We start from the raw sequence: 23,605 nt of genomic DNA, 5'->3' as shown, positions 1-23,605 counted from the left end.
TCGCACTCAGAAACTGCACTGCCGGCCAAGAATATCGGCCATAGCGACAAGTCCAGGCCCCCATCTGGCAAAAGCCAGCTACCAGTCCAGACTCTGATACTTCACGTTTTTTGGCCTGCTGCACAACGCCTGCCGTGGCGAATCAACACCTGCGGTTTCCATAAATTCCCAGCTCATCAGTGATCCGCCGATTCTCGCAGACCCCGGAATCGGTCTGCTTTGGCTTCGCCCTTATCCAGGCTTGCTGTTAAATTTCACTCTTCTTCGCTAGGGATTGATTCAATATCAGCTAATTTCCATGCCTTGACTCACATTCAGCGCAAGAAGCGATAAATTTCCATTTTTGTGAAGAAGTGAAAATCTTAATTCAAAAAACCTCTGTTGAAGCCCTCGCACCTGCGGAAAAGTAGTTGTCACGAAGAAGTTCACAAGATCACCTTCCGATCGACATGAACCCGCAGCTTGTGCGAAGGAGCCAAGGCAATGACTACTGAAAACACCAACGAAACCTCGATCGACAACCGCATCGCAGCCATCGAGAGCGACTGGGAAAACAACCCCCGCTGGAACGGCGTAACCCGCGACTACAGCGCTGCCGACGTCGTGAAGCTCCAGGGCCGGGTCCAGGAAGAGCACACCCTGGCCAAACGCGGATCCGAGAAGCTGTGGAAGCAGCTCACCGAGGAAACCCCCACCGGCGGCTACACCAACGCGTTGGGCGCACTGACCGGCAACCAGGCAGTGCAGCAAGTCAAGGCCGGCCTTCGGGCCATCTATCTTTCGGGCTGGCAGGTAGCAGCAGATGCCAACCTTTCAGGCCAGACCTACCCGGACCAGTCGCTGTACCCGGCCAATTCGGTTCCCCAGGTCGTGCGCCGCATCAACAACGCATTGCAGCGTGCAGACCAGATCGAGTTCTCCGAAGGCATCCAGACCGTCGAAGACTGGATGGTCCCCATCGTCGCTGATGCAGAAGCCGGCTTCGGCGGCCCGCTGAACGCCTACGAACTGATGAAGTCCATGATCACCGCTGGCGCATCGGGCGTCCACTGGGAAGACCAGCTGGCCAGCGAAAAGAAGTGCGGCCACCTCGGCGGCAAGGTGCTGATCCCGACCCAGCAGCACATCCGCACCCTGAACGCGGCCCGCCTGGCCGCCGACGTGGCTGGCACCCCTTCCGTAGTTATCGCCCGCACCGACGCTGAAGCGGCAACGCTGATCACCTCGGATGTCGATGAACGCGATCAGCAGTTCATCACCGGCGAGCGCACCCCGGAAGGCTTCTACAAGGTCACCAACGGCATCGAGCCATGCATCGCCCGGGCCAAGGCCTACGCACCGTACTCGGACCTGATCTGGATGGAAACCGGCACCCCTGACCTGGAGCTGGCCCGCAAGTTCGCCGAAGCGGTCAAAAAGGACTTCCCGGACCAGATGCTTTCCTACAACTGCTCGCCGTCGTTCAACTGGAAGAAGCACCTGGACGATGCGACCATCGCCAAGTTCCAGCGCGAATTGGGCGCCATGGGCTTCAGCTTCCAGTTCATCACCCTGGCCGGATTCCACGCATTGAACCACTCGATGTTCGACCTGGCCTCCGGCTACGCGAAGGACGGCATGAGCGCCTACGTCGAATTGCAGGAACGCGAATTCGCTTCCGAGGCCGCCGGCTACACCGCCACCAGGCACCAGCGCGAAGTCGGCACCGGCTACTTCGATGCGATCTCCACGGCGCTGAACCCTAACGCCTCAACCCTGGCCTTGGTGGGATCCACCGAAGAAGGCCAATTCCATTAGACCCTGATGGGTCGATGGTGCTAGCCGGCAAAGGCGCCGGCTAGCACCAGCACCATTTCCAAGATTTTTAAGGACGCTGCCATGAACTCCCCCATCACCCTGAACAACATCACCATTACCGCTACCCCCGTTCGCTACCAGGAGCAGATCCTGACCAGCGAGGCCCTGGACTTCCTTTCGGCCCTGCACACCGCATTCGAACCGCGCCGTGCCGAGTTGATGCAGCGCCGCCAGGTCAACCGGGCGCGCATTGCCAATGGCCGCGATCCGAAGTTCCTGGACGAGACCCGCGCTATTCGCGAAGACGATTCATGGCAGGTCGCCCCGATCGCTCCGGGGCTGGAAGATCGCCGGGTGGAAATCACTGGCCCGATCGAACGCAAGATGGCTATCAATGCGCTGAATTCCGGGGCCAAGGTCTGGCTGGCCGACATGGAGGATGCTTCCTCGCCAACCTGGCAGAACGTCATCAAGAACCAGGTCAACCTGATCCGGGTGCTGGATCAGGACCTGGACTTCACCGCGCCGGATGGCCGCGAGTACAAGCTGAACAGCTACGATCTGCAGCAGCTGCCAACCATCGTGGTTCGTCCCCGCGGCTGGCACCTGCCGGAGAAGCACCTGCTGGTTGCCGGCACCCCGATGTCCGGTGCGCTGGTGGACTTCGGACTGCACTTCTTCCACAACGCCAAGCGCCTGCTGGCAGCCGGACGCGGCCCGTACTACTACCTGCCGAAGCTGGAGAACCATCTGGAAGCACGGTTGTGGAACGACGTGTTCAACATGGCCCAGGATCTGATGGATATCGAGCGCGGCACTATCCGTGCCACCGTGCTGATCGAGACCATCACCGCCGCATTCGAGATGGAAGAGATCCTCTACGAGCTGCGCGAGCATTCCTCGGGGCTCAATGCTGGCCGCTGGGATTACATCTTCTCGATTATCAAGAACTTCCGTTCCCGCGGACCGCGCTTCGTCTTCCCGGATCGCGACACCGTGACCATGACCGCCCCGTTCATGCGGGCCTACACCGAGCAGCTGGTGCGTGCCTGCCACCGCCGCGGGGCTTCGGCCATCGGCGGGATGAGCGCATTCGTTCCCAACCGCAAGGACGCCTCGATCAACGAGCTGGCGTTCGGCAAGGTCCGCGAGGACAAGGCCCGCGAAGCAGCTGATGGCTTCGACGGCTCCTGGGTTGCCCATCCCGACCTGGTTTCGGTTGCCCGGGAGGTGTACGACGAGGTGCTCGGCGAGAACCCCAACCAGTTGCAGCGCACCCGCGAAGATGTCGAGGTTTCCGGCCCGGCCCTGCTGAACATCGAGAGTGTCACCGGCAAGATCACCGAACGCGGCATCCGCGACAACATCGAGATCGGCATCCGCTACATCGAGTCCTGGCTGCGCGGCAACGGTGCTGTGGCGCTGCGCAACCTGATGGAAGATGCTGCTACCGCCGAGATCTCCCGTTCGCAGCTGTGGCAGTGGATCCACCAGTCGGCGATCACCGATGAGGGCGAGATCATCACCCGTCGCTGGGTCCAGGAACTGGCCGAGGAGACCATGGAGGGGTTGGAGCGCTTCGAGGGTGATCGCTTCGAGGAAGCCGTGGAAATCTTCGAAGCTTGCGCCCTGCGCGATGACTTCCCGACCTTCCTGACCAAGAACGCCTACCTGCGCTACCTGGATGCGCCAGCCCGCACCCTGGAAATGGCAGGTTAGGCAGTACCCGAGACCCGGCCGATAGAAAACAGTCGTCCCTGAACGTCGGCCACGCAAAGCGGCATTCATCCGTTGGTAACCAGTCCAGCGGGTGGATGCCGTTTTGCGTGTGCGGTGGCTAGGCTGTAGCCATGGCTTTCCAGTTCAAGAACCCGGCCGAGGACCTGTGGCAGCCCGATCTGCTGGGCGAGGATTTCTCGCAACGGCCGCTGCCGATGTCGGACGGTTCCACCGCGACGTTGATCAGGCACCGTCCGCGCAGATCGCTGCGCCTGCCGCCGCCATTGCGCGGGATCGCGGTGCTTTATGTGCATGGCTGGTCGGACTACTTCTTCCAGGCCGAGTTGGCTGGATTCCTGTCCGATGCCGGAGCGGATTTCTACGCACTGGACCTGCGCCATTATGGACGGAACTTGCCGGTAGACCAGGCCACCGAAATCGCCGAGCACAGAAGCCCGGGCTTCACCACCGATCTGGAGGAGTACTTCGAGGAATTCGACGCGGCCCACCGCATCATTTCCAGCGCGCATCCGGGCACCCGCTTTGTCCTGCTCGCCCACTCCACTGGCGGGCTCAGCGCTTCTCTGTATGCGGCAGCCAACCCGCAGAAAGTTGATGCGCTGGCGCTGAACAGCCCGTGGCTGGAATTCCAGGCCAGCGAGATCGGGCGCACCGCCTTGGCGAGGATCGTCCAGGCGGCCAGCAGCCGCAACCCCCACCGCTTCTTGCCGACGGTGGATCCAGGGTTCTACACCCGCACGGTCTCCAGCCAGTTTTCCGGCGAATGGGATTACGATCTGGGTTGGCGCCCGGTCAACGGCTTCAAGCTCACCGCGGGTTTCATCTCTGCAGTCTTCAATGCGCAAGCCAAGGTGAAGAAGGGGCTGGATCTCCAGATGCCCACCCTGGTGATGCTTTCGGCGGAAGACTATTTGCTGCCACGCTGGCACGACACCGCCACCCGCGCCGACGTGGCCTTGAACGTGCAGGTCGTCGCCCAGCGCAGCATCGACCTAGGCCGGGAACTGCATTTGGTGCGCCTGCCCGGCGCGCTGCACGACGTGTTCCTCTCCTCGCCAAAGATCCGCTCCAAGGCCTACATGGCGTTGGGCTCATGGCTTGCGGTCGTCAAGAACCGGCAGCGTGATTCGCTGGTGGCCTCCAGCATCCGCCGGATTGTTCCTTCCGGCATCTAGTGCGGCTTAGCCCGCGACCTTGCTGGGCACCTGGTCATTGACCAGTTCCAGCTGCCAATCGCCGGGCTCATTGCCGATAATGGCAACCGAGCCATTGCGGATGGTGTCCAGCTTGTAGCCGGCGAAGTGCGAGAGCGTGTAGCGGATAATGGTGCCGTGGCAGATTACCGCGACGTTCTTGCCCGGGTAGTCTGCTGCAATCTGGTTGATTGCGCGCAGGCCACGGTCAACTACAGATTCCAGTGGTTCAATTCCGCCACCGTTCTTGTCCGGCCATAGCGCCAGCGCTTCGGCCTCAACCATGCCCTCGCCCTGGGCGTAGTCGCGCTCGATCAGCAGGTCGTAGCTAGGACCCAGTTCCAGTCCCAGACCGTCGGCGATGATCTGTGCCGTCTCGCGTGCACGAGAGAGCGGCGAGGAAACGATAGCGTCCCATTGGCCGCCGTCCAGCACCGAGACAGCCTCGCGGGCTTGGGCTCGCCCGGTGTCGTTCAGGGGGATGTCGCTGGAACCCTGCAAGCGGCCTTCGAGGTTCCATTGCGTCTGTCCGTGGCGGACGAATCCTAGTTTCATATGCCCATTCTCCCACCCGGCAGGTGGCCAACAGCAACCGCTGGTGGCCAAGCTCACGATGGATCTGCAACACTTAAGCGCGTCATGGCTGCCTGGAGCGCATAGGATTTTCACGGCTGTGCCCTGCCTTTGGCGCGGGCCCGTCCCCATCGAACGCACCCCTTATAGGATCCGAGCATTACTATCGTGAACGAAATAAAGGCGTCTCTCGCCCGCGGGCTGACTGCCCGCCACATCCGCTTCATGGCCCTCGGCTCAGCTATCGGAACGGGCCTTTTCTACGGCTCCTCTTCTGCTATCCAGGCTGCTGGCCCTGCCGTCCTCTTCGCATACATGATTGGCGGCGCTGCCGTCTTCATCGTCATGCGTGCCATGGGCGAGATGGCTGTCAAGCATCCGGTTTCCGGATCCTTCGCTCACTACGCTTCGCGCTACCTGGGCCGCTTCGCCGGCTTCGTCACCGGCTGGACTTTTGCCTTTGAAATGGCCATTGTCGCGATCGCCGATGTGACCGCGTTCGGCATCTACATGGGCTTCTGGTTCCCGCAGGTGGCGCAGTGGATCTGGGTGCTGGCGGTCGTCCTGCTGATCGCTTCGATCAACCTGATGAAGGTCAAGGTCTTCGGTGAAACCGAATTCTGGCTGGCTATCATCAAGGTGACCGCAATTATCGCCATGATCATTGGCGGCGCCGCCCTGATCATCTTCGGCTTCAACGCCCCTGAGACCGAAACCGCAACCGGCATCGCTACCCTGATGAGCGCTGGCACCCTGTTCCCCAACGGCTTCGTGGGCCTGCTGCTCTCGTTCTCCGTCGTGATGTTCGCCTTCGGCGGCATCGAAACCATCGGCATCACCGCTGGTGAAGCAGCTGATCCTGCCAAGTCGGTTCCAGCCGCCATCAATACCGTGCCATGGCGCATCCTGCTCTTCTACGTAGCTTCGCTGGCCGTAGTCATGATGCTCTTTGACTGGCGCCAGATCGACGGCTCAGCTTCGCCATTCGTGCAGATTTTCGACGGCCTGGGCATCCCGGCCGCCGCCCACGTGCTCAACGCCGTGGTGATCACCGCAGCCGTTTCGGCGATCAACGCCGATACTTTTGGGGCTGGCCGCATGCTCTACGCCATGTCCGAGATCGGCCATGCTCCGAAGTCCTTTGGCCGCATCTCGCGTAACGGCGTGCCGTGGATGACCGTGGTCATCATGGCCATTGTGCTGCTGGTCGGCGTGGTGCTCAACGCCCTGCTCCCGGAGTCGCTGTTCACCATCATCGCTTCCATCGCTACCTTCGCCACCGTCTGGGTGTGGATCATGATTCTGACTTCGTACCTGGCCATGCGACGCAAGGAAGCCGCGGCGGGCCGCGGACCGGCCGTTGCCCGCGAATACGCTGTGCCCGGCGGCACCGTTGCCGTATGGATCGCCTTGGCCTTCATGGTCTTCGTTGTCGTGCTCTTGGCCCTGAGCCCGACGACGCGTGTAGCCCTGTACACCGGAATCGCATGGCTCGTGCTTCTGGCCGTGCTCTTCAAGCTGCTGGTACGCCCAGCGGCGCCAATCAAGCAGGACAGCGACTCCTTGCTGAGTTAGCCACCGCGCAATAAAATATGCCTGGTTTCGCATAAAGCGAAGCCAGGCATATTTTTATGTCTTTCTACTTGATCCCGGTGGAGGTTCCGGCCTGAGGCTCCGAGGGCGACTCCAGGCCATGGGGTGTGCGCAGTTCCTGGAACAACGCCAGGCTGGCCCACGCGAGCATGCCGCCTGCGACGATCCACAAGCTGCCGAGCCCCAGCCGCAGGTAGGCCAAGACGCCACCCAGGGAACCCATGGTGATCATGAGCCAAAGCACTGCGTAGCGCATCCATAGCATCCGGTAGCCGCCGCGGTCCGACCCGGTGGCCAACCCGATGATTGCTCCACCGAGTGCCTGCCCGAGCTTGACCAACGTGCCGGTCATATACGTCAGGCCCAGGGAAACCTCTCCCGAACGAGTGTAGGAAACATTGACCACGCCCATCGCGGCGGCCAGCAGCAGAGCCGTCAGCTGCGGCAAGAAATTCCCGGAGATGGCCGCAGCGAGCAGCAGTGCCGCACTGGAATACATGGCCACTGGCCGGCGCAGCCTATCGAGCCGGAAGGTAACCAGCGTTGCGAGGATGACACCTGCGACAAAGCAGCCCACCAAGGACATCGCCATCGCCCATCCGGCAAGGTCCCCTGTCATCAGCGCCACGGAGGAACGCGTGGAGTTTCCCGACATGAAGGAGAGGAAGTAGCCGCCGAAGTGCACGAATCCGACGCCATCGACGAAGCCTGCCATCGCCGTAATCGTTCCGGCGAAGAGGATTCCGCGCCATCGAAGGTTCTTTGCCACTTGCCCTGCTTTCTCTCGCCATCAGCACCATCCGGTTTCCGTAGGAGCCCTGCCATTATCTCCCCCGAAATCAGCAGCTGCGAATAAGGAATGCCCGGTGAGCAAAAGTTGTTATCTCGAGCATGAGCGAAAATACTGCTGTCCAGTCCCCGGAAGACAAGCGCATCCGCGTGGATATCTTCTCCGATATTGCCTGCCCTTGGTGCTTCATCGGCAAGCGCCGCTTTGAGCGGGGTGTCGAGGCGTTCGAATACTCCCAGAACGTGGATGTCTACTGGCACTCGTACCAGCTGGACCCGAGCCTGCCTGAGAACTATGACGGCAGCGAGGCCGAATACCTCTCCAAGATGAAGGGACTGGGCCAGGAACAGGTCGCCCAAATGCTTGACCATGTCACCGCCCAGGCTGCTGCCGAAGGATTGAACTACGACTTCGCCAACTTGAAGGTCGCTAATTCCTTCACTGCACTACGCGTACTGGAATACGCCAAGAAGCATGGTGCCGGAAACGAGATGAAGGAAGCGCTGCTTTCTGCCCACTTCGAGAAGGGCCTGAACACCGGAGACCTAGAAACGCTGCTCGAACTGGCCGGAACGCTGGGGCTGGATACCTGGGAACTGCGTGCGAAGCTCTCGTCCGGATCCTACGTTGAGGAAGTCAACGCAGATATCGTCCAGGCACGCGAGCTGGGCATCAGCGGTGTTCCTTTCTTCATCATTGATGGAAAGTACGGCATTTCCGGCGCCCAGCCAGCCGAGGTCTTCGCAAATGCGCTGGCCCAAGTGCATTCCGGAGATGTGCAGGCCCCGTAGCCAGCTATTTGCTGCAGACCAGCTTGCCTTCAGAAGTATCGAGCTTGCGTTCTTTTTCCAGGCCGTCGAACTTCTCCCCCAGCGCCAGGTCCACCCGGCTGCCCCACTTCTTTTCGTCGTAGATGAAAACGATGCCGGGGATCTGGCGCTGCACGGTGAAAGCCTGGGCATAGCCATCAGGCCCGGCAATGACCGCGCCAGTGGTTTCGGAGAGCGACTTCCACCCGGAAGTCAGCGACGAAATCTTGAAGCCACGCTTTTCCAGTGCCTCGGCAGTGTCACCCGCAAGACCCGAAATATCGGTAGTGTTCAGCACGCGTATTTCGACATCTGAAGGTTTTTGGTACTTGAAATCGATGGCCGGGCACTTGGGGTTTTCGATTTTCGTCTCGCTTGGCTTCGGGCTCGCAACGGCGGCAGGCTCGCCACCCAACTTCAGCGTTCCATTGAAAACGAGTACGGCGCCGGCCAAAACCGCGATCACCAGCAGGGCCATCACGGAGAAAACAATGTTCTGGCGTTTGCGGGCACGCCGCTTAGCCTGGCCGTCCGAGCTGAAACTTAATTCTTGCTCGTCGACAATATGCGCACCGTGCCATTGCCCCGGGTCATCGCGATCACGCATCATTCCACCTTGCTCTGGTCAGCCTTCGGCAGCTGCTGGCCTGAAGGCGACGTCATCGTCATCCTCGTGGCGCTAGCTTATCTAACTAGCGTCCAGATCCAATATGCGTGCGTGTATTACCGAGCGATGATGAAGCGCCGAGCGCAGCGCGCGGTGCATCCCATCCTCCAGATACAACACGCCCCGATAGCGCACTACATGCGGGAACAAGTCGCCATAGAAGGTGGAATCCTCAGAGAGCAATGTTTCAAGATCCAAGGTGGCTTTGGTGGTGACCAAGTCAGCTAGTTTCACTTGCTGCGGGGGAAGTCCGCTCCAATCACGCGCCGAAGAATAGCCGTGGTCCGGGTATGGACGGCCTTCACCTACCGCTCGAAAAATCACTATTCAAGCATACGGACAAACTCTCCAGACCCACAGACCTGCAGATCAGGCGCTAGTTGGCAGGCCGCAGGAAGGCCACTTCCCGAGACGGCGCCGATTGAGCCGGGTGGCAGCCGGACTCGCCGCGCAGTTGCCGGGCGAATGCTACACGCGAATGCGAATAATCAGACACGCAATGCGAAAAAGCAAGGATTGTTACGCCAAGGGAAACTTGGAGGAACCGGGCGTAACTTTAGCTGGTAACAATCGCGTCATAAGGTGCACTCTGGGTTTATGAACAACGTAGTCACCGAGATCCCACTGCTCGATATTTCTACCGCACGCAATGCTGACGGCTCCTTCAACAAGGATTTCGTTGCCGCGATTCGCGACGCCGCACACCGCGTCGGCTTCTTCCAGATCGTCGGATACAGCGCATATGCCGGGCAGGACCAGGAACTGCTCGACACCATCGCAGAATTCTTCCAGAAGCCCGTTGAGCAGAAAATCAAGCTCGATAACCGCAATAGCGCCCAGTTCCGCGGCTACACCCGGATGGGCACCGAAATCACCCGCGGCCGCGCCGATGCCCGCGAACAGATCGACTACGGACCGGAACGCGAGACGTTGGCGGTCGTTCCCGAGGACAAGCCGTACTTGAACCTGCAGGGCCCGAACCAGTTCCCTGCCGATTTCCCCCAGCTCGAAGAGCGCGCCATGGCGTGGGCCGAGCTGATGAACAAAACCGGCCACGAGCTGCTTTCGGCCATCGCTGTGGGGCTGGGCTTGCCCGAAGGCCACTTCGACGAGCCATTCGCCAACACCCCGTCATGGATGGGCAAGTTGGTGCACTACGTTTCGGGCGACGTCGTACCAGAGTCGGGCAACCAGGGCGTTGGCCTGCACGCCGACTACGGCTTCGTCACCCTGCTGCTGCAGGACCAGGTTGGAGGGCTGCAGGTGCAACCCTACGGCCAGGAAGAGTGGATCGAGGTGCCGCCGACCCCGGGTGCATTGGTAGTGAACCTCGGGGAGATGCTCGAAGTCGCGACCAACGGCTACCTGATGGCCACCATCCACCGCGTCATTGCGCCACCAGCTGGCGTTGACCGCTACTCGGTGCCGTTCTTCTACTCCCCTCGACTGGATGCAGTGATCGACAAGGTCGAACTGCCAGCCGAGCTGGCTGCCGAAGCTCGCGGCGTCTCCGATGATCCGGAAAACCCAATGCTGGCTTCCTACGGCGCCAACGTGCTCAAGGGATGGCTGCGAGCCCACCCGCAGACCGCGGCCATCCACTACCCAGAGCTGGCCAAGGGGCGCAAAAGCGCCTAGGCCGTGAGCTTCTGCAGGGATCAGGAGCTGCACGCGCAAAACCTGTTGGCGTCGAGCTGGTGAGAGATTACCGGCCCGGCGCCAATAGGCATTTAAAGCGCCTCGCTTATTCGACGCCGGAAAGCACGCAGAATTCGTTGCCTTCAGGATCAGCCATCACGATCCAGCTCTCGTCCTCCCGCTGGCCCACATCGGCGTAGCTGGCCCCCAAAGAGATCAGGCGATCAGCTTCTTCTTGCTGCTGGGCGTTTTGAGGACGCAGGTCCAGATGGAGGCGATTCTTGATGCTCTTGGTTTCGGGCACTTGCGCGAACGTCAATTTCAGCCCGCCCGGGCCTTGGGATTTGGACCCAATACTGACCAAGCCGGCTTCTTCTTCCAATACGTCATAATTCAGCGCTTCGCACCAGAACCTCGCCACCAGCATCGGGTTCGCGCAGTCGACGGCGATTTCGCTCAATACACTTGCCATAGTCTTACCTTGCCGAAAGATTGCTGAACAGTTGCCACGGATACTACCCGCCAGGTTCTTGCAATGCCGGTAAGCGCAAAAAAATAATGTCCCGCCTCAGCGTTTTCACGATGAGCCGGGACATTAAATTCGGCGGAGGATAGGGGATTTGAACCCCTGAGGGCGTTAACCCAACACGCGTTCCAGGCGTGCGCCATAGGCCGCTAGGCGAATCCTCCTCAGTTTGCTCCGTGGAGCAGGATCCAGCATATCTAAATTCTCGCTCAATCACGAATCGGACGTTTCCACGTTGCTTCCCAGCTCATTCTTGAGGCGCCAAACCCCTGAAATTCGGTAATTTTGCACCTTTTCACCATCCCGATCTTTTCTTCAAAGGCTGCCGTTTGAACAGATCAATACTGTAAACATGAGTAAAAGAGAGGTATTTCACAGCCAAGACGACCCTCGCCGACTGCCCATCAGCCCGCCCGGAACAAGGAGCATCCCCGGAATCGATGGTCTTTGGGCCGCGAACCTGGACAAAGACAATCTCTTTACCCAGATCGCCGCTACCGCCATAAACCTCTATGAGCAGTCGCCGGTCACTGCATCCGCCCAGGGCCTGGAGCGGCTGAAGACCATTGCCCGGCTGCACAGCATGCTGGATGCTGCCGAGGCAGCGGTGTTGGCCGATAGCTACGAATATTCGGTCGCCGAGACAATCAGCCACGGAACCCAAGAGCCGCTGCTGGATGACCCTGGCACAACGGAAGAAACAGCTGAAACTCATTCTGCCTACTTCTACGGTGTCAATCGCTCCGACGAGTCGCTGATCCGTTCTTCCTTTGTTGCCGAGGCATCGGTGGCAATGCGCTCCTCGGAAAAGAAAATCCAGGACAAGTTGTTCTTCGCCGAAGGACTGCGCCATCTTTGCGCAGACACTTTGGACGCCCTGAGCGTCGGTGAGATCACGACCAGATCCGCGCAGGAGATCGTCAAGCACTCTCAGGATCTGGCACCCGATGACGTGGCACTAATGCAACGAACCTTGCTGCCGATAGCGCGGCAGGCCGCTGACTCCGCGATAGCCCTACGTGCCAGGAAAATGCGTGAGCGATTGCATCCAAAGCCCATTGAAGAACGCCACAAGAAAGGTGCGGAGGACCGCAAGATCACCTATTGGCACGAGGCCAATGGAATGAGCGTGATTCAGCTGCATCTGCCGGTGGAAAAGGCGTTGGGCATTATCAATACGGTCAATTGGCATGCCGTACGCAATGTTGATCCAGCTGATAATCGGACCGAACAGCAACGACGGCTGGACATTGTTTGCGATGCGTTGCTCGATGGTTGGCCCGCAACCGAAGGGACCCCGCTCAAAGCTCGTGTAGCTGTCACGATTCCTGCGCTGGAAATGCTGGCCAACCCTAAACGCGCACTAGCTGACCTTGAGGGCTACGGGCCGATCCCAGTAGGGACAGCGCTGCTGATCGCAAAAGACGCCCCGTCTTTCATCAAGGTGCTCACCGATCCTTGGTCAGGGGCAGCTATAGACGTTGGCCGCGAAAAGTACCGTCCGTCCAAGGCGCTGCGTGATCTGCTGCGAAATCGGGATATCGTCTGCCGCTTCCCCGGGTGCAATCGGCCCGCCGAAGCATCCGAGATTGACCACATCGATGCATGGGCAAAGGGCGGGCACACCACGCGCAGCAATACGCATTTATTGTGCAAGCGGCATCAGATGTTCAAGCACGTGCTGGGATGGCAAGCCACCTATCTTCCGGACGGTTCAGTGAACTGGCGCTCCCCCAACGGCATGATCTGTGTTGAGCTTCCCGGCAGCGTCACCAGCGTCCAGAACTTCGACTTCGAGAAGGAGCAGACACCCATGTTGCCTACCGTCCAGCTCAATGACCGCGTTCGACGCGTACTTGGGTGGCTAGAACCGCCTGAAGAAGCGACCGGCTGAGGACGAACAGCATTTTTGGTCAAGATCTCTGAGCCATGATTTGCAAGCTGAGAGCAAGCGCACGCCTGCCGATTTTCATCCAAGCGCCAACCTCGGGTAGTATTTTTGGTGACCCCTCGTGTGGTGTCATCCTGTTGAACTCCCCCAGGACCGGAAGGTAGCAAGGGTAGATGGGCTCTGGCAGGTGCATGAGGGGTCTTTTACTTTCTTACGCAAGCCGAATGGAGTCCACGTGGGCGCTGGCCGTTTCGCCCCTAGCCCCTCGGGGCCACTCCACCTTGGCAATTTGCGCACGGCCATCCTCGCTTGGCTTTTCGCCCGCTCCTCGCAACGCAAATTCCTACTGCGCATTGAAGACTTGGATCGTGTTCGTTCCGGCGCCGAAGCCACCCAAATTGCTGAATTATCGTCCTTGGGCCTTGATTTCGACGGCGAAATTCTCCGACAGTCCGACCGCCTTCCGATTTATCTCCAGGCCGTTGAGCGGCTCAAGGCCCGCGGCTTGGTCTATGAATGCTTCTGCTCGCGCAAGGACATCGCCGAAGCCGGAAGTGCTCCGCATGCTGCGCCCGGCGCCTACCCGGGAACCTGCCGCGATCTGAGCGCCAGCGAACGCTCGGCTAAAGCACAGAACCGTCCAGCCGCCTTGCGACTGCGTTCAGAAGTGAACGAATTTTCTGTTCATGACGAACTATTCGGCGATTACACCGGTGCGGTAGATGATTTCGTCCTGATCCGCAACGATGGAGCTCCCGCCTACAACCTTGCGGTTGTCGTCGACGATGCGTTCTCAGGCATCGACCAGGTCGTGCGCGGAGATGATTTGCTCTCTTCTGCGCCGCGGCAGGCCTATCTGGCAACGCTACTGGGCTACACGGTCCCGGCCTACGCGCACGTACCGCTGGCACTGAACACCAAGGGCCAGCGCTTGGCTAAACGCGACGGTGCAGTAACACTCGAAGAGATCACCGAACAAGGTGTGCATCCAGCCAACGTTGTGGCGATTTTGCTAGAGTCATTGGGCTTGCCCAGCACAAGTTTGCAGGCAGCCCTGGAAGCTTTCGATCCGGCGAATCTGCCACGTGAACCGTGGACCGTCGAACCATTGAATATTGTCCAACAGCTGATGCCTAAAGCATCAGGCAACTGATAGGGAACCGGTGTGAGTACAGCGCTATATCGCAGATATCGTCCCGATACGTTTGGCGACGTTATCGGCCAGGAGCACGTTACTGCGCCCTTGATGACGGCGCTGGAGAAGAACCGCGTCAACCACGCCTACCTATTCTCCGGTCCGCGCGGTTGCGGCAAGACGACTTCTGCCCGCATTTTGGCCCGTTGCTTGAACTGCGAGCAGGGCCCTACGCCCGTTCCTTGCGGCACCTGCCCAAGCTGCGTGGACCTTGCCAATGGTGGCCCGGGTTCGCTGGACGTCATCGAGATTGACGCAGCCAGCCATGGCGGCGTCGATGATGCCCGCGATCTGCGCGAGCGCGCAACCTTCGCGCCGACTCGCGACCGCTACAAGATCTTCATCATCGATGAGGCCCACATGGTCACGGCGGCAGGCTTCAATGCCTTGCTGAAGATCGTTGAAGAGCCACCGGCGCACATCAAATTCATCTTCGCGACTACCGAGCCGGAAAAGGTCATCGGCACCATCCGCTCGCGTACCCACCACTACCCATTCCGCCTGGTTCCGCCAGAGGCATTGCTGGCGTACCTGCAAGTGCTCTGCGAACGCGAAAGCGTCGCGGTAGCCGAAGGCGTACTGCCACTGGTGATCCGTGCTGGCGGCGGGTCGGTCCGCGACACCCTTTCGGTGCTGGATCAGCTGATCGCTGGTGCCCGCGATGGCAACCTGGATTACGAGACGGCCATTGCACTGCTGGGCTATACCCACTCGACACTGCTCGATGAGGTCACTTTGTCGCTGCACGAATCCGATGGCGCTGGTCTGTTCGGTGCGATTGACCGCATCATCCAGACCGGTCTGGATCCCCGGCGCTTTGTTGAAGATGTGCTGGAGCGCTTCCGCGATCTGATCATCGCCAAGGCCATGCCAGAAGGCCTTGAGAAGATCTTGCGCGGCGTACCAGAAGACCAGCTTGAATCCCTTCGCTTGCAAGCTGGCTTGGTCGGTGCAGGCGAACTATCGCGATGGGCCGATGTCACCAACAAGGCCCTGAGCGAGATGACCGGCGCAACTTCGCCTCGTCTGCACCTGGAATTGCTGGCCGCGCGCTTGATGCTGCCCGGTTCGCAGAATTCCGACAGCGCTTTTGCCGCTCGGCTGGATCGGTTGGAGCGCCATGCGATGACCGGTGGAGTGCTGCCTGCGCTTGATGAGAACGACGCTGCAAGTGCTGGTGCCTCAATGAACGCCACTCCTAACCCGGGCGCCGCGCGTCAGGGTGCTGCCGCAGTACGCGAAGCCCTGGCCGCCGCCAAATCCCGTCGTGACGGTGCACCCGAACCGGCTGAAGCACAGGGCGAACCAGTGGCTGGCGAACAGGCCCCACAGGTTCAGCCAAATCATGCCCAGCCGCAACCGCAGGCTCCCGAGGCTCCAGCGCAAATGCAGCAGCCCGCGCAGCACGCAGAACCAGTTCAAGCTCAGCGCACCGAGCAGCCTCAAGAGACTCCACAGCCAGTACCTGCCCCGCAGGAAACGCATCCCCAGCAGTCCGCGCCGTCACAGCCACAGCCACAGCCACAGCCACAGCCACAGCCACATGATGATGATCCAAATGCTCCGCTGGATCCAGGCGCGGCAGCGTCGCTGAACACTGGTGAAGCCGCTGACTGGGGCGCAACTTGGGGTCCAAAGGGCGAAAATTACTCGGTGACCACCGAGGTGCAGCCTGGTCCGAGTATTCCGGCAGCTCGTCCGGAAGGTGTGGCACCATTCAGCTTGGTTCCCGATCCTTCCAGCGGTGAAGACCTGTCATTCGGCACCGGGGTCTCCATTGATGACGTGAAGCAAAATCCTGCCATGGCCGAATTTGCACGTCGTGCGGCTGCCAACCGAACACCACAAGCACCGCAGTCGGCACAGCCGCAACAGGCACCAGAAGCTAGCCAGGCTGGCGTGGATGCCCAGCGCCACGCTGCCCACCAGGCGCAAGAACAAGCCCAACGCGAACAAGCTGAACGCGAAGCACAACAGCGCGCCGCACAAGAACAAGCCCAACGCGAACAAGCTGAACGCGAAGCACAACAGCGCGCCGCACAAGAACAAGCCCAACGCGCTCAAACACCGCAACAGCAACAGCAACAACAGGGTGCTCAGCAACCTCAACATGGTGCCCCTAGCGGGATGCCGCAGAGCCAGCCAGCACCACAGGACACCGGCTCACCGGTGGCGATGTTCCAGCAAGCGTGGCCAACGATCTTGCAGCAGTTGCAGGGCAGCTCGCGCGTCCTGCATTCCATGGTTGCCACCTATGGCTCTGTGGCAGGCTTCGATGGCCGCACCCTCACCTTGGCGTTCAGCAATACTGGCCCAATCGTGAATCTGCGCAACCGGCCGGATCTGATGAATACGCTGACCGGGGTTCTGTCCCAGGTCACCGGTGCACCGATCGAAGTGGTCCTCACCGAAGGCGGCTCCAACCCCAACGGTGGTGGTTCCCCAAAAGGTGAGCGCCGGCCAATCCCGGCGCCAACCCCAGCACCAACTAAGTTCACCAAGGCTGTAAGTTCTGCTGGGGCGGCCGCGCGCGCTGCGGCACGGGCCCAAGCTGCCGCTCCGGCACCGCAGCAGCGTCCGGTATCCGCTGTGCCAAGCTCGGCACCAGTCGCGCCTGCACCACGCGCCCATGACGGGTACGACAGCTCCTACGATGACGTCCCGCCTCCAGCGGATGAACCCTACTTCGACGAGCCACCGTTCCCAGATGACCCGTACTACGTGCCAGCTGGTTCTGTTCCGGAAGCGCAGCAGGTGCAGCCGCAGCAACAGGCTCCGGTCCCGGCCGTGGCTCCGCAGCCGACCCCGGCAGCGCCAGCGCCGGCGGCTAGTGCACCACGGAGTTTCGGTGGGCCTCCGGTGGCTCCCAAGCCCCGGATGACTGCTGGCATGACGGCGCGCCAGGCTGAGGGCGGTGTTCCGAACATTGCACGTCCGGTTTCTTCGACCCCGTTGCACCCGGAAAGCACCACCGATTCCTTCGGGAATCTAGCGGTTGGTGAATCCGAGCAGCAGGCTCCACAATCTATGGCGCCATCAGCTCCATCGGTTCCGGAAGCCCCGGCGCCGCGGACTGCCCAAACGCAGCCGCAGGTCCGCCCCCAGCATCAGGAACAGCCTCGCCAGGAGCCGGCCGCACCGCTGCAACCCCCGGCAGCCCCGCAGCCGGCCCCTGAATCCGCTCCGGGATGGGGCGCTCCACAGGCTGAACCGGCACCGGATCCTGCGGACTCGGCACCGGCGGCCTCAGGCCGCATGAGCCGATACCAGCAGCTGATGGACCAGGCGAAGAACGCACCCAGTGCGCCGGCGCCTGCCCAGGCGGCGAGCGGCTGGGGCGGTCCTGCTTCAGCTCCCGCGCCCGCTCCGGTGCAAGAGCCCGAGGAATTTGTCCCGAGCGACGATGATATCGAGGTCGAGGATTCGGCACTGATCGGTGTTCCAGCCGTGGAACGCCTGCTCGGCGGCATGGTCATCGAGCAGCGCGACGTCAACGGGAATGTAGTGGAAATCAAACGAAGCTTGTAGCCGGCACCACGGCGAACTGTCGGAGTGAGACACTAGGGTGTACCACGGAACAATTTCACGGTATTGAAGCAAGCTAGAAAGTAGGCGCACGTGTACGAAGGTGCTGTACAGGAACTGATCGACGAGCTCGGTCGCTTGCCTGGCATCGGCCCGAAGTCGGCTCAGCGCATTGCTTTCCACATTCTTGATGCCGATGCCGAGGACATGACCCGGCTCGCCGCCTCGATCCAGCTGGTCAAGGAAAAGGTGAAGTTCTGCGAGATCTGCTTCAACATCTCGGAGCAGGAAACCTGCGCCATTTGCCGCGATGAACGCCGCGATGGCACCAAGATCTGCATCGTGGAGGAGTCCAAGGACGTCCTGGCCATTGAGCGCACCCGGGCGTTCTCCGGCAAGTACCACGTGCTCGGCGGTTCCATTAATCCGCTGGCAGGCATTGGCCCGGAACAGCTGCACATCCGCGAGCTGGTAACCCGCTTGGCCGATGACTCGATCACCGAACTGATCCTGGCTACCGACCCGAATCTCGAAGGCGAAGCCACCGCCGTGTACCTGGTGCGCGCGCTAGCCCCTTTGGGCATCCACATCACCCGGTTGGCCTCCGGCCTGCCGGTGGGCGGCGATCTGGAATACGCCGATGAAGTGACCCTGGCCCGCGCCTTCGAGGGACGTCGCGCTGCCGGCCGCACCGCGCCGGGTCCGGCCCGCGCCAAGGCCCAGAAGCAGGGATCCGAGGAGCAGGCACCGCAAGATCAGTCCGGAGAAGCTGCAGAGAAGCCAAAAGCCCAGCTATCCGAACCTCGCCTGCTGCACGTTGGCGGTGCGCCGGTTCCTTCCAGCAACGCTGGCGAAGGGCCTTCGCATCCGGTAGTTCCCGAGATGGATAACCGTCGCAGCCAGTAGTTCTGGTTGCCTTGGAACGCTCTGCACTCTTCCGGTTCGCCGGCTTGAGCGCAGGGCGTTTTTCTATGCCCGCACGGTGATGTGGGGTGAAACACGCTTAGTTGATAATAGTCAACTATCGCCGTATAGTTGATATCAATCAACCATTCAGGCCCTCTATGCCTGACCCTAAATTTTTGGAGCTTCCATGACCGCAACCGCACCGGTCGCCAAGCCCAAGATGACTCACCGCGAAATCCTCACTGCCCTCACAGGCATTTTGATGGGCATGTTCGTCTCCATCTTGGCCAGCACCGTCGTTTCCAGCTCGCTGCCAGTGATCGTCTCCGATCTCAACGGCAGCCAGACCGCCTACACCTGGGTGGTCACCGCCACCTTGTTGGCGACCACCATCTCCACTCCGATCTGGGGCAAGCTCGCCGACCTGGGCAACCGCAAACTGCTGCTGCAGATCTCGCTCGGCATCTTCGTGCTGGCCTCGGCCGCCGCAGGTTTCTCGCAGGACACCAGCTTCCTGATCACCATGCGCGTCGTCCAGGGCCTGGCCGGTGGCGGCGTTGGCGCCTTGGCGCAGATCGTCATGGCCGATTTCCTCTCCCCTCGTGAACGCGGCAAGTACATGGGCCTGTTCGGCGCAGTCATGGCCGTTGGCACCGTGGGCGGCCCGCTGATCGGCGGCTTCGTTACTGACACCATCAACTGGCGCTGGAACTTCTTCATCGCCCTGCCTTTCGCCATCGCTGCGGTCATCCTGATCCAGCGCACCTTGCACCTTCCGGCCATGGCCAAGCGCAAGGTCAAGATCGACTACTGGGGCATCGTCCTGCTTTCCTCCGGCGTCTCGCTGCTGCTGATCTGGATGTCGCTGGGAGGCTCGCAGTTCGAGTGGGCCTCGACGACCAGCTACCTGATGATTGCCGGTGCGGTAATCCTGCTGGCGCTGTTCATTCTGGTCGAAGCCAAGTCCTCCGAGCCGCTGCTGAGCCTGGGCCTGTTCAAGAACCGCACCTTCACCTTCGCGGTCATCGCCTCGCTGGCCGTTGGCGTTTCGATGTTCGGCACCTCGGTGTTCCTCAGCCAGTACATGATCATGGCCCGTGGCGCATCAGCCACCATGGCCGGCCTGATGACCTTCCCGCTGATGGGCGGCCTGCTGGTCATCTCCACCATCGGCGGTGCGATGATCTCGCGCACCGGCAAGTGGAAGGCACTGGTAGTCACCGGTTCGGTGCTGATCGTCGTTGGGCTGTTCCTGCTGGGAACCATCCACTACGACACCAACTACGCGTTGGTCGCCGCCTACATGTTCATCCTCGGCGCCGGCATGGGCCTTGTCATGCAGAACATGGTGCTGGTGGTGCAGAACTCGGTCCACGTCAAGGAACTGGGTGTAGCCTCCTCGGCCGTGAACTTCTTCCGCACCTTGGGCGGCACTGCGGGTACCGCAGGCCTGGGCGCCATACTGGCGACCACTGTGCCGAACATGATCGCCGACCGGCAATCCGATTTGGCCGCAGCCCTGGCTTCCCTGGGCGACCAAGCCAAGGAGCTGACCGCAGCATTGGGATCGGGCACCTTGCCTTCAGTGGCCGCGATGCCTGAACCGGTCCGCGTGATCTTCGAGTCCATCTACGGCGACGCAGTGCCTTCGCTGTTCACCATTGCCGCTCCGCTGTCGCTGCTCATCGTCGTGGCTGTCTGCCTGATCCCCAACCAGTCGCTGAAGACCCAGACTGCAAGTGAACGCATGCAGGAGCTGGCTGCTGAGGACCAGGACGCAGCCAAGGCAGAAACGCCAGCTGGCAACTAGGAGATCCGGTGCAGGTTTCAAGCAAAGCCGAAGACGTTCCCGCCGCGCAACGCCCCGATCTCTATGCGTCAGCCGAACAGGAATTATTTTCACTGATCGCGCTGACGGCGCGTGCCAAGCGGGAACTGGCCACTCGGCTCGACAGCCGGCTCACCCCGGGATACCTGCCCGTGCTCGGGATGATTCTGCGCAGCCAACGCATCACCCAGTCTGAAATCTGCGAACACTTGCTGGTCGATAAAGCTGCGCTATCGCGCATGATCACCAAGCTGGAACAGCTGGCGCTGGTCAAGCGTGAAGTCGACCCGGAAGACCGGAGAGTGTTCCACATCCTGCCTACCGAGCTTGCGGTTGAAAGGTGGCATGAATGCTTCCAAGGGTGGCGTACAGAGCTCCGCTCGCGCATGACCAATTGGGACAATGAGGATCTGTCGGCACTCATCGACCTCCTGAGCCGATTGAATTTGGAAATCAAGTCCCTCTAGAGCGGTCCAATCCCTGGCCGTTCTTCTCGGAATTACCGAGAAGACCGGCCAGGGGCCTTTAAAGCCCACTACATGCACCGGCAGTTCACGGCTTCGCACAGCGCCCTCGCTCAAGGCCCGTTCCCCGGCGCCAGACAGCGGCGCCGCGGCCACCTTGTTGTTGGAGCGCGTCAGGTTTCGGCACATGAGCACTTCACTGGGCAGATCAGGGAAAATCGAAATCCGCACTGGTTCAAGAGTGGAAGGAATGGGCAGGCATCATGGATGCCGCGGGCCTGCGCGACATGACGCAGAACGAATGGATTCAGAAGCTGCTTCCGCTGATGCAGGACCCGCAGGAAAGCGGCAGGCTCCTGCGGGCCCGGCGCATCGCTTCGGAGTACCGACAGCTCCAAGTCCGCCCTAGACTGTCCTCATGGCAACAAAAAGCAGCAACCTCCCGGCCATCGCCAAGGCCACCGGCATTGAATGGGATCAGTGGTGCGCCAAACTGCGCGCTGGCGGAGCCGATCAACTTACGCACAAGCAGATAGCCGAACTGGCTTTCACCCACATGCCCCCAACCGTCGACACTCCGGGCTGGTGGGCTCAATCCGTGGCTGTAGCCTATGAGCAGCACATTGGCCGACGCCTGCCCGGCCAATCCCAAGACGGCACCTTCCAAGGTTCGGTGAGCAGCACCATCGATGCTGATTTGGATACCGCGCTGGAACGCTGGATCGCCTGCGTCCAGGGGCGCCAGGAGTTCAACGGCCACCAGCTTTCCGAACCTGCACGCACCAGCGGCTCAGAGCGATGGCGCTATTGGCGAGCTGATTTCAGCGACGGAACCAAGACACAGGTAGACATTGGCCTCAAAGGTGGAAAAGCCTCGGTTGCCATAAACATTACTAAGGCTGGAACACCTGAACAGGTGTCTGGATGGAAGAGCTTTTGGCGACAAATTTTGGCTGAATTCAAGGGGTAGCCAGTGTTTTTCAACAACCTGCATTGAGGTTCCTAGGCAATATGACCAATGGTTACCTTCACAACTAGGACATGTCGCCCCGTAGCTGTCACAATATTTATCTGGTAGATGTCTCGCGCCACAGTTCCATCAAAAAGCACCGGCGGCGAGGCACAGCTTTCAACAGGTGGAGTGAGTGCCCATGGGCCTAATTGTTCAAAAGTTTGGCGGTTCTTCCGTTTCAGATGCCGAAGGCATCAAGCGTGTAGCGCGCCGAATTATTGATACTAAGTCCAAGGGCCATGACGTCGTTGTCGTTGTTTCCGCAATGGGCGACACCACCGATGACTTGCTGGACCTGGCAGGCCAGCTTACCGATGATGCACCAGCCCGCGAGATGGACATGCTGCTCTCCGCTGGCGAACGCATCTCGATGTCGCTGCTGGCGATGGCGATCAACCAGCTCGGCGAGCAGGCCGCTTCATTCACCGGCTCGCAGGCAGGATTGATCACCGACTCGACCCACGGCAAAGCCCGCATCATGGAGGTCTCCCCACAGCGCGTGCGCCGTGCTATCGACCGCGGATTCATCGCCATCGTCGCTGGGTTCCAGGGCATGAGCAAGGAATCCAAGAACATCACCACCATGGGCCGTGGCGGCTCGGATACCACCGCCGTCGCGCTGGCCGCAGCGCTGGGCGCCGATGTCTGCGAAATCTACACCGACGTGGACGGCATCTACACCGCCGACCCGCGCGTGGTCGCCTCGGCCAAGAAGATCGAGAAGATCACCAGTGAAGAAATGCTGGAAATGGCCGCCAGCGGCTCGAAGATCTTGCACCTGCGTTGCGTGGAATACGCCCGCCGTTTCGGCGTGCCGCTGCACGTGCGCTCTTCATTCAGCACCAACGAGGGCACCTGGGTGCTCCCGGATCCCGAAGACAAAATCAAAATTCAAGAGGGAGAACCCTTGGAACAGCCAATCATCTCAGGTGTCGCCCACGACCACTCCGAAGCCAAGGTCACCATCATTGGCGTTCCGGACATCCCCGGCAAAGCAGCACAGATTTTCGGGGTTATCGCCGCTGCGCAGGCCAATATCGACATGATTGTGCAGAACATCTCGACCCGCGGTTCGGGTGCCACCGATATCTCCTTCACCCTGCCGATGACCGAGACCAAGCATGTGCTTGAAGCACTGAACACCGCGAAGCCGGAGATCGGTTTCGAGGAAATCGAGCACAATGACGAGGTTGGCAAGCTCTCGTTGATCGGTGCCGGAATGCGCTCGAATCCAGGAGTCTCCTTCACCTTCTTCGAGGCCTTGCACCGCGCGGGCGTGAACGTGGACATGATCTCCACTTCAGAGATCCGCATCTCCGTGGTCACCGACGCCGACAAGCTCAACGATGCAGTACGCGCTATCCACACCGCGTTCGATCTGGATACCGATGTGGAAGCCACCGTCTACGGCGGCACCGGCCGCTAAGCGCCGACAAGCTGATAAGGAGAACGCCTGCG

General features: G+C 60.5%; 18 protein-coding genes, 1 tRNA gene, 1 other RNA gene and 1 pseudogene. 15 read left to right on the top strand and 6 right to left on the bottom strand.

The window, feature by feature from the left end:
• Positions 1-483 precede the first annotated feature (483 nt).
• The 3 genes from aceA to CQ012_RS13125 all read left to right on the top strand — a co-directional run bounded on the left by aceA (position 484) and on the right by CQ012_RS13125 (position 4,712).
• Positions 484-1,797: an isocitrate lyase gene (gene aceA / locus CQ012_RS13135; protein ID WP_105659180.1), complete on the top strand. Its 1,314-nt coding sequence runs from the start codon at positions 484-486 to the stop codon at positions 1,795-1,797.
• A gap of 81 nt (positions 1,798-1,878) precedes the next feature.
• Positions 1,879-3,516: a malate synthase A gene (gene aceB, locus CQ012_RS13130; protein WP_105659181.1), complete on the top strand. Its 1,638-nt coding sequence runs from the start codon at positions 1,879-1,881 to the stop codon at positions 3,514-3,516.
• A gap of 131 nt (positions 3,517-3,647) precedes the next feature.
• Positions 3,648-4,712, top strand: a complete 1,065-nt coding sequence (locus CQ012_RS13125) for an alpha/beta hydrolase (RefSeq protein ID WP_105662413.1) — start codon at positions 3,648-3,650, stop codon at positions 4,710-4,712.
• A 6-nt stretch (positions 4,713-4,718) separates the two neighbouring features.
• Here the strand turns inward: CQ012_RS13125 and CQ012_RS13120 are convergent, their stop codons facing one another.
• The gene (locus CQ012_RS13120) at positions 4,719-5,285 is read right to left on the bottom strand and encodes a histidine phosphatase family protein (RefSeq protein ID WP_105659183.1); all 567 of its coding nucleotides are present in this window, start codon (positions 5,283-5,285) and stop codon (positions 4,719-4,721) included.
• Positions 5,286-5,471: 186 nt separating this feature from the next.
• Here CQ012_RS13120 and CQ012_RS13115 point away from each other — a divergent pair, with 186 nt between their 5' ends.
• The gene (locus CQ012_RS13115; protein WP_105659184.1) at positions 5,472-6,878 is read left to right on the top strand and encodes an amino acid permease; all 1,407 of its coding nucleotides are present in this window, start codon (positions 5,472-5,474) and stop codon (positions 6,876-6,878) included.
• A gap of 64 nt (positions 6,879-6,942) precedes the next feature.
• Here the strand turns inward: CQ012_RS13115 and CQ012_RS13110 are convergent, their stop codons facing one another.
• Complete coding sequence (locus CQ012_RS13110) at positions 6,943-7,665, bottom strand: YoaK family protein (RefSeq protein WP_181149078.1); 723 nt, start codon at positions 7,663-7,665, stop codon at positions 6,943-6,945.
• A gap of 122 nt (positions 7,666-7,787) precedes the next feature.
• Between CQ012_RS13110 and CQ012_RS13105 the strand changes: the two genes are divergently transcribed.
• Entirely contained in the window at positions 7,788-8,477 is a 690-nt protein-coding gene (locus CQ012_RS13105) for a DsbA family oxidoreductase (protein ID WP_105662412.1), read from the top strand.
• Positions 8,478-8,481: 4 nt separating this feature from the next.
• Here CQ012_RS13105 and CQ012_RS13100 read toward each other — a convergent pair whose 3' ends face one another.
• Together CQ012_RS13100 and CQ012_RS13095 are read right to left on the bottom strand one after the other, a co-directional pair.
• Positions 8,482-9,105, bottom strand: a complete 624-nt coding sequence (locus tag CQ012_RS13100) for a LytR C-terminal domain-containing protein (protein WP_105662411.1) — start codon at positions 9,103-9,105, stop codon at positions 8,482-8,484.
• Between the two features lie 78 nt (positions 9,106-9,183).
• Complete coding sequence (locus tag CQ012_RS13095) at positions 9,184-9,486, bottom strand: type II toxin-antitoxin system VapB family antitoxin (RefSeq protein WP_105659188.1); 303 nt, start codon at positions 9,484-9,486, stop codon at positions 9,184-9,186.
• 273 nt (positions 9,487-9,759) lie between these two features.
• Here CQ012_RS13095 and CQ012_RS13090 point away from each other — a divergent pair, with 273 nt between their 5' ends.
• Positions 9,760-10,800, top strand: coding sequence for an isopenicillin N synthase family dioxygenase (locus CQ012_RS13090; RefSeq protein ID WP_105659189.1), 1,041 nt, complete (start codon positions 9,760-9,762; stop codon positions 10,798-10,800).
• A 106-nt stretch (positions 10,801-10,906) separates the two neighbouring features.
• Here CQ012_RS13090 and CQ012_RS13085 read toward each other — a convergent pair whose 3' ends face one another.
• Both CQ012_RS13085 and CQ012_RS13080 read right to left on the bottom strand, forming a co-directional pair.
• Positions 10,907-11,272, bottom strand: a complete 366-nt coding sequence (locus CQ012_RS13085; protein WP_105659190.1) for a VOC family protein — start codon at positions 11,270-11,272, stop codon at positions 10,907-10,909.
• A gap of 133 nt (positions 11,273-11,405) precedes the next feature.
• A tRNA-Ser gene (locus CQ012_RS13080) sits at positions 11,406-11,490 on the bottom strand.
• Positions 11,491-11,678: 188 nt separating this feature from the next.
• Between CQ012_RS13080 and CQ012_RS13075 the strand changes: the two genes are divergently transcribed.
• The 9 genes and pseudogenes from CQ012_RS13075 (at position 11,679) to CQ012_RS13035 (ending at position 23,573) form a co-directional block, all read left to right on the top strand.
• Positions 11,679-13,220, top strand: coding sequence for an HNH endonuclease signature motif containing protein (locus CQ012_RS13075; protein WP_105662410.1), 1,542 nt, complete (start codon positions 11,679-11,681; stop codon positions 13,218-13,220).
• Between the two features lie 107 nt (positions 13,221-13,327).
• Positions 13,328-13,424: signal recognition particle sRNA small type (ffs, locus tag CQ012_RS13070), an RNA gene on the top strand.
• A gap of 28 nt (positions 13,425-13,452) precedes the next feature.
• On the top strand, positions 13,453-14,370 hold the full coding sequence (gene gluQRS, locus CQ012_RS13065; RefSeq protein ID WP_105662409.1) for a tRNA glutamyl-Q(34) synthetase GluQRS: 918 nt from the start codon (positions 13,453-13,455) through the stop codon (positions 14,368-14,370).
• Between the two features lie 12 nt (positions 14,371-14,382).
• Positions 14,383-17,940, top strand: a complete 3,558-nt coding sequence (locus CQ012_RS17785) for a DNA polymerase III subunit gamma and tau (protein WP_219844370.1) — start codon at positions 14,383-14,385, stop codon at positions 17,938-17,940.
• 90 nt (positions 17,941-18,030) lie between these two features.
• A pseudogene (gene recR, locus CQ012_RS13055) lies at positions 18,031-18,621 on the top strand (recombination mediator RecR); the annotation flags it as partial.
• 409 nt (positions 18,622-19,030) lie between these two features.
• Positions 19,031-20,653 (top strand): MFS transporter, encoded by a 1,623-nt coding sequence (locus CQ012_RS13050; protein WP_105657996.1) that lies wholly within the window; start codon positions 19,031-19,033, stop codon positions 20,651-20,653.
• A gap of 8 nt (positions 20,654-20,661) precedes the next feature.
• A complete protein-coding gene (locus CQ012_RS13045; protein WP_105657995.1) occupies positions 20,662-21,138 on the top strand; it encodes a MarR family winged helix-turn-helix transcriptional regulator in 477 nt (158 codons plus the stop codon).
• Between the two features lie 415 nt (positions 21,139-21,553).
• On the top strand, positions 21,554-22,105 hold the full coding sequence (locus tag CQ012_RS13040; protein WP_105662407.1) for a hypothetical protein: 552 nt from the start codon (positions 21,554-21,556) through the stop codon (positions 22,103-22,105).
• Between the two features lie 181 nt (positions 22,106-22,286).
• Positions 22,287-23,573 (top strand): aspartate kinase, encoded by a 1,287-nt coding sequence (locus CQ012_RS13035; protein ID WP_105657993.1) that lies wholly within the window; start codon positions 22,287-22,289, stop codon positions 23,571-23,573.
• The last annotated feature ends 32 nt before the right edge of the window (positions 23,574-23,605 follow it).

Origin of the sequence: Arthrobacter sp. MYb214, assembly GCF_002979865.1 — a bacterium.
Classification (GTDB): domain Bacteria; phylum Actinomycetota; class Actinomycetes; order Actinomycetales; family Micrococcaceae; genus Glutamicibacter.
The sequence above is the reverse complement of the archived record's forward strand: the minus strand, read 5'-3'. Positions and strand labels throughout refer to the sequence as shown.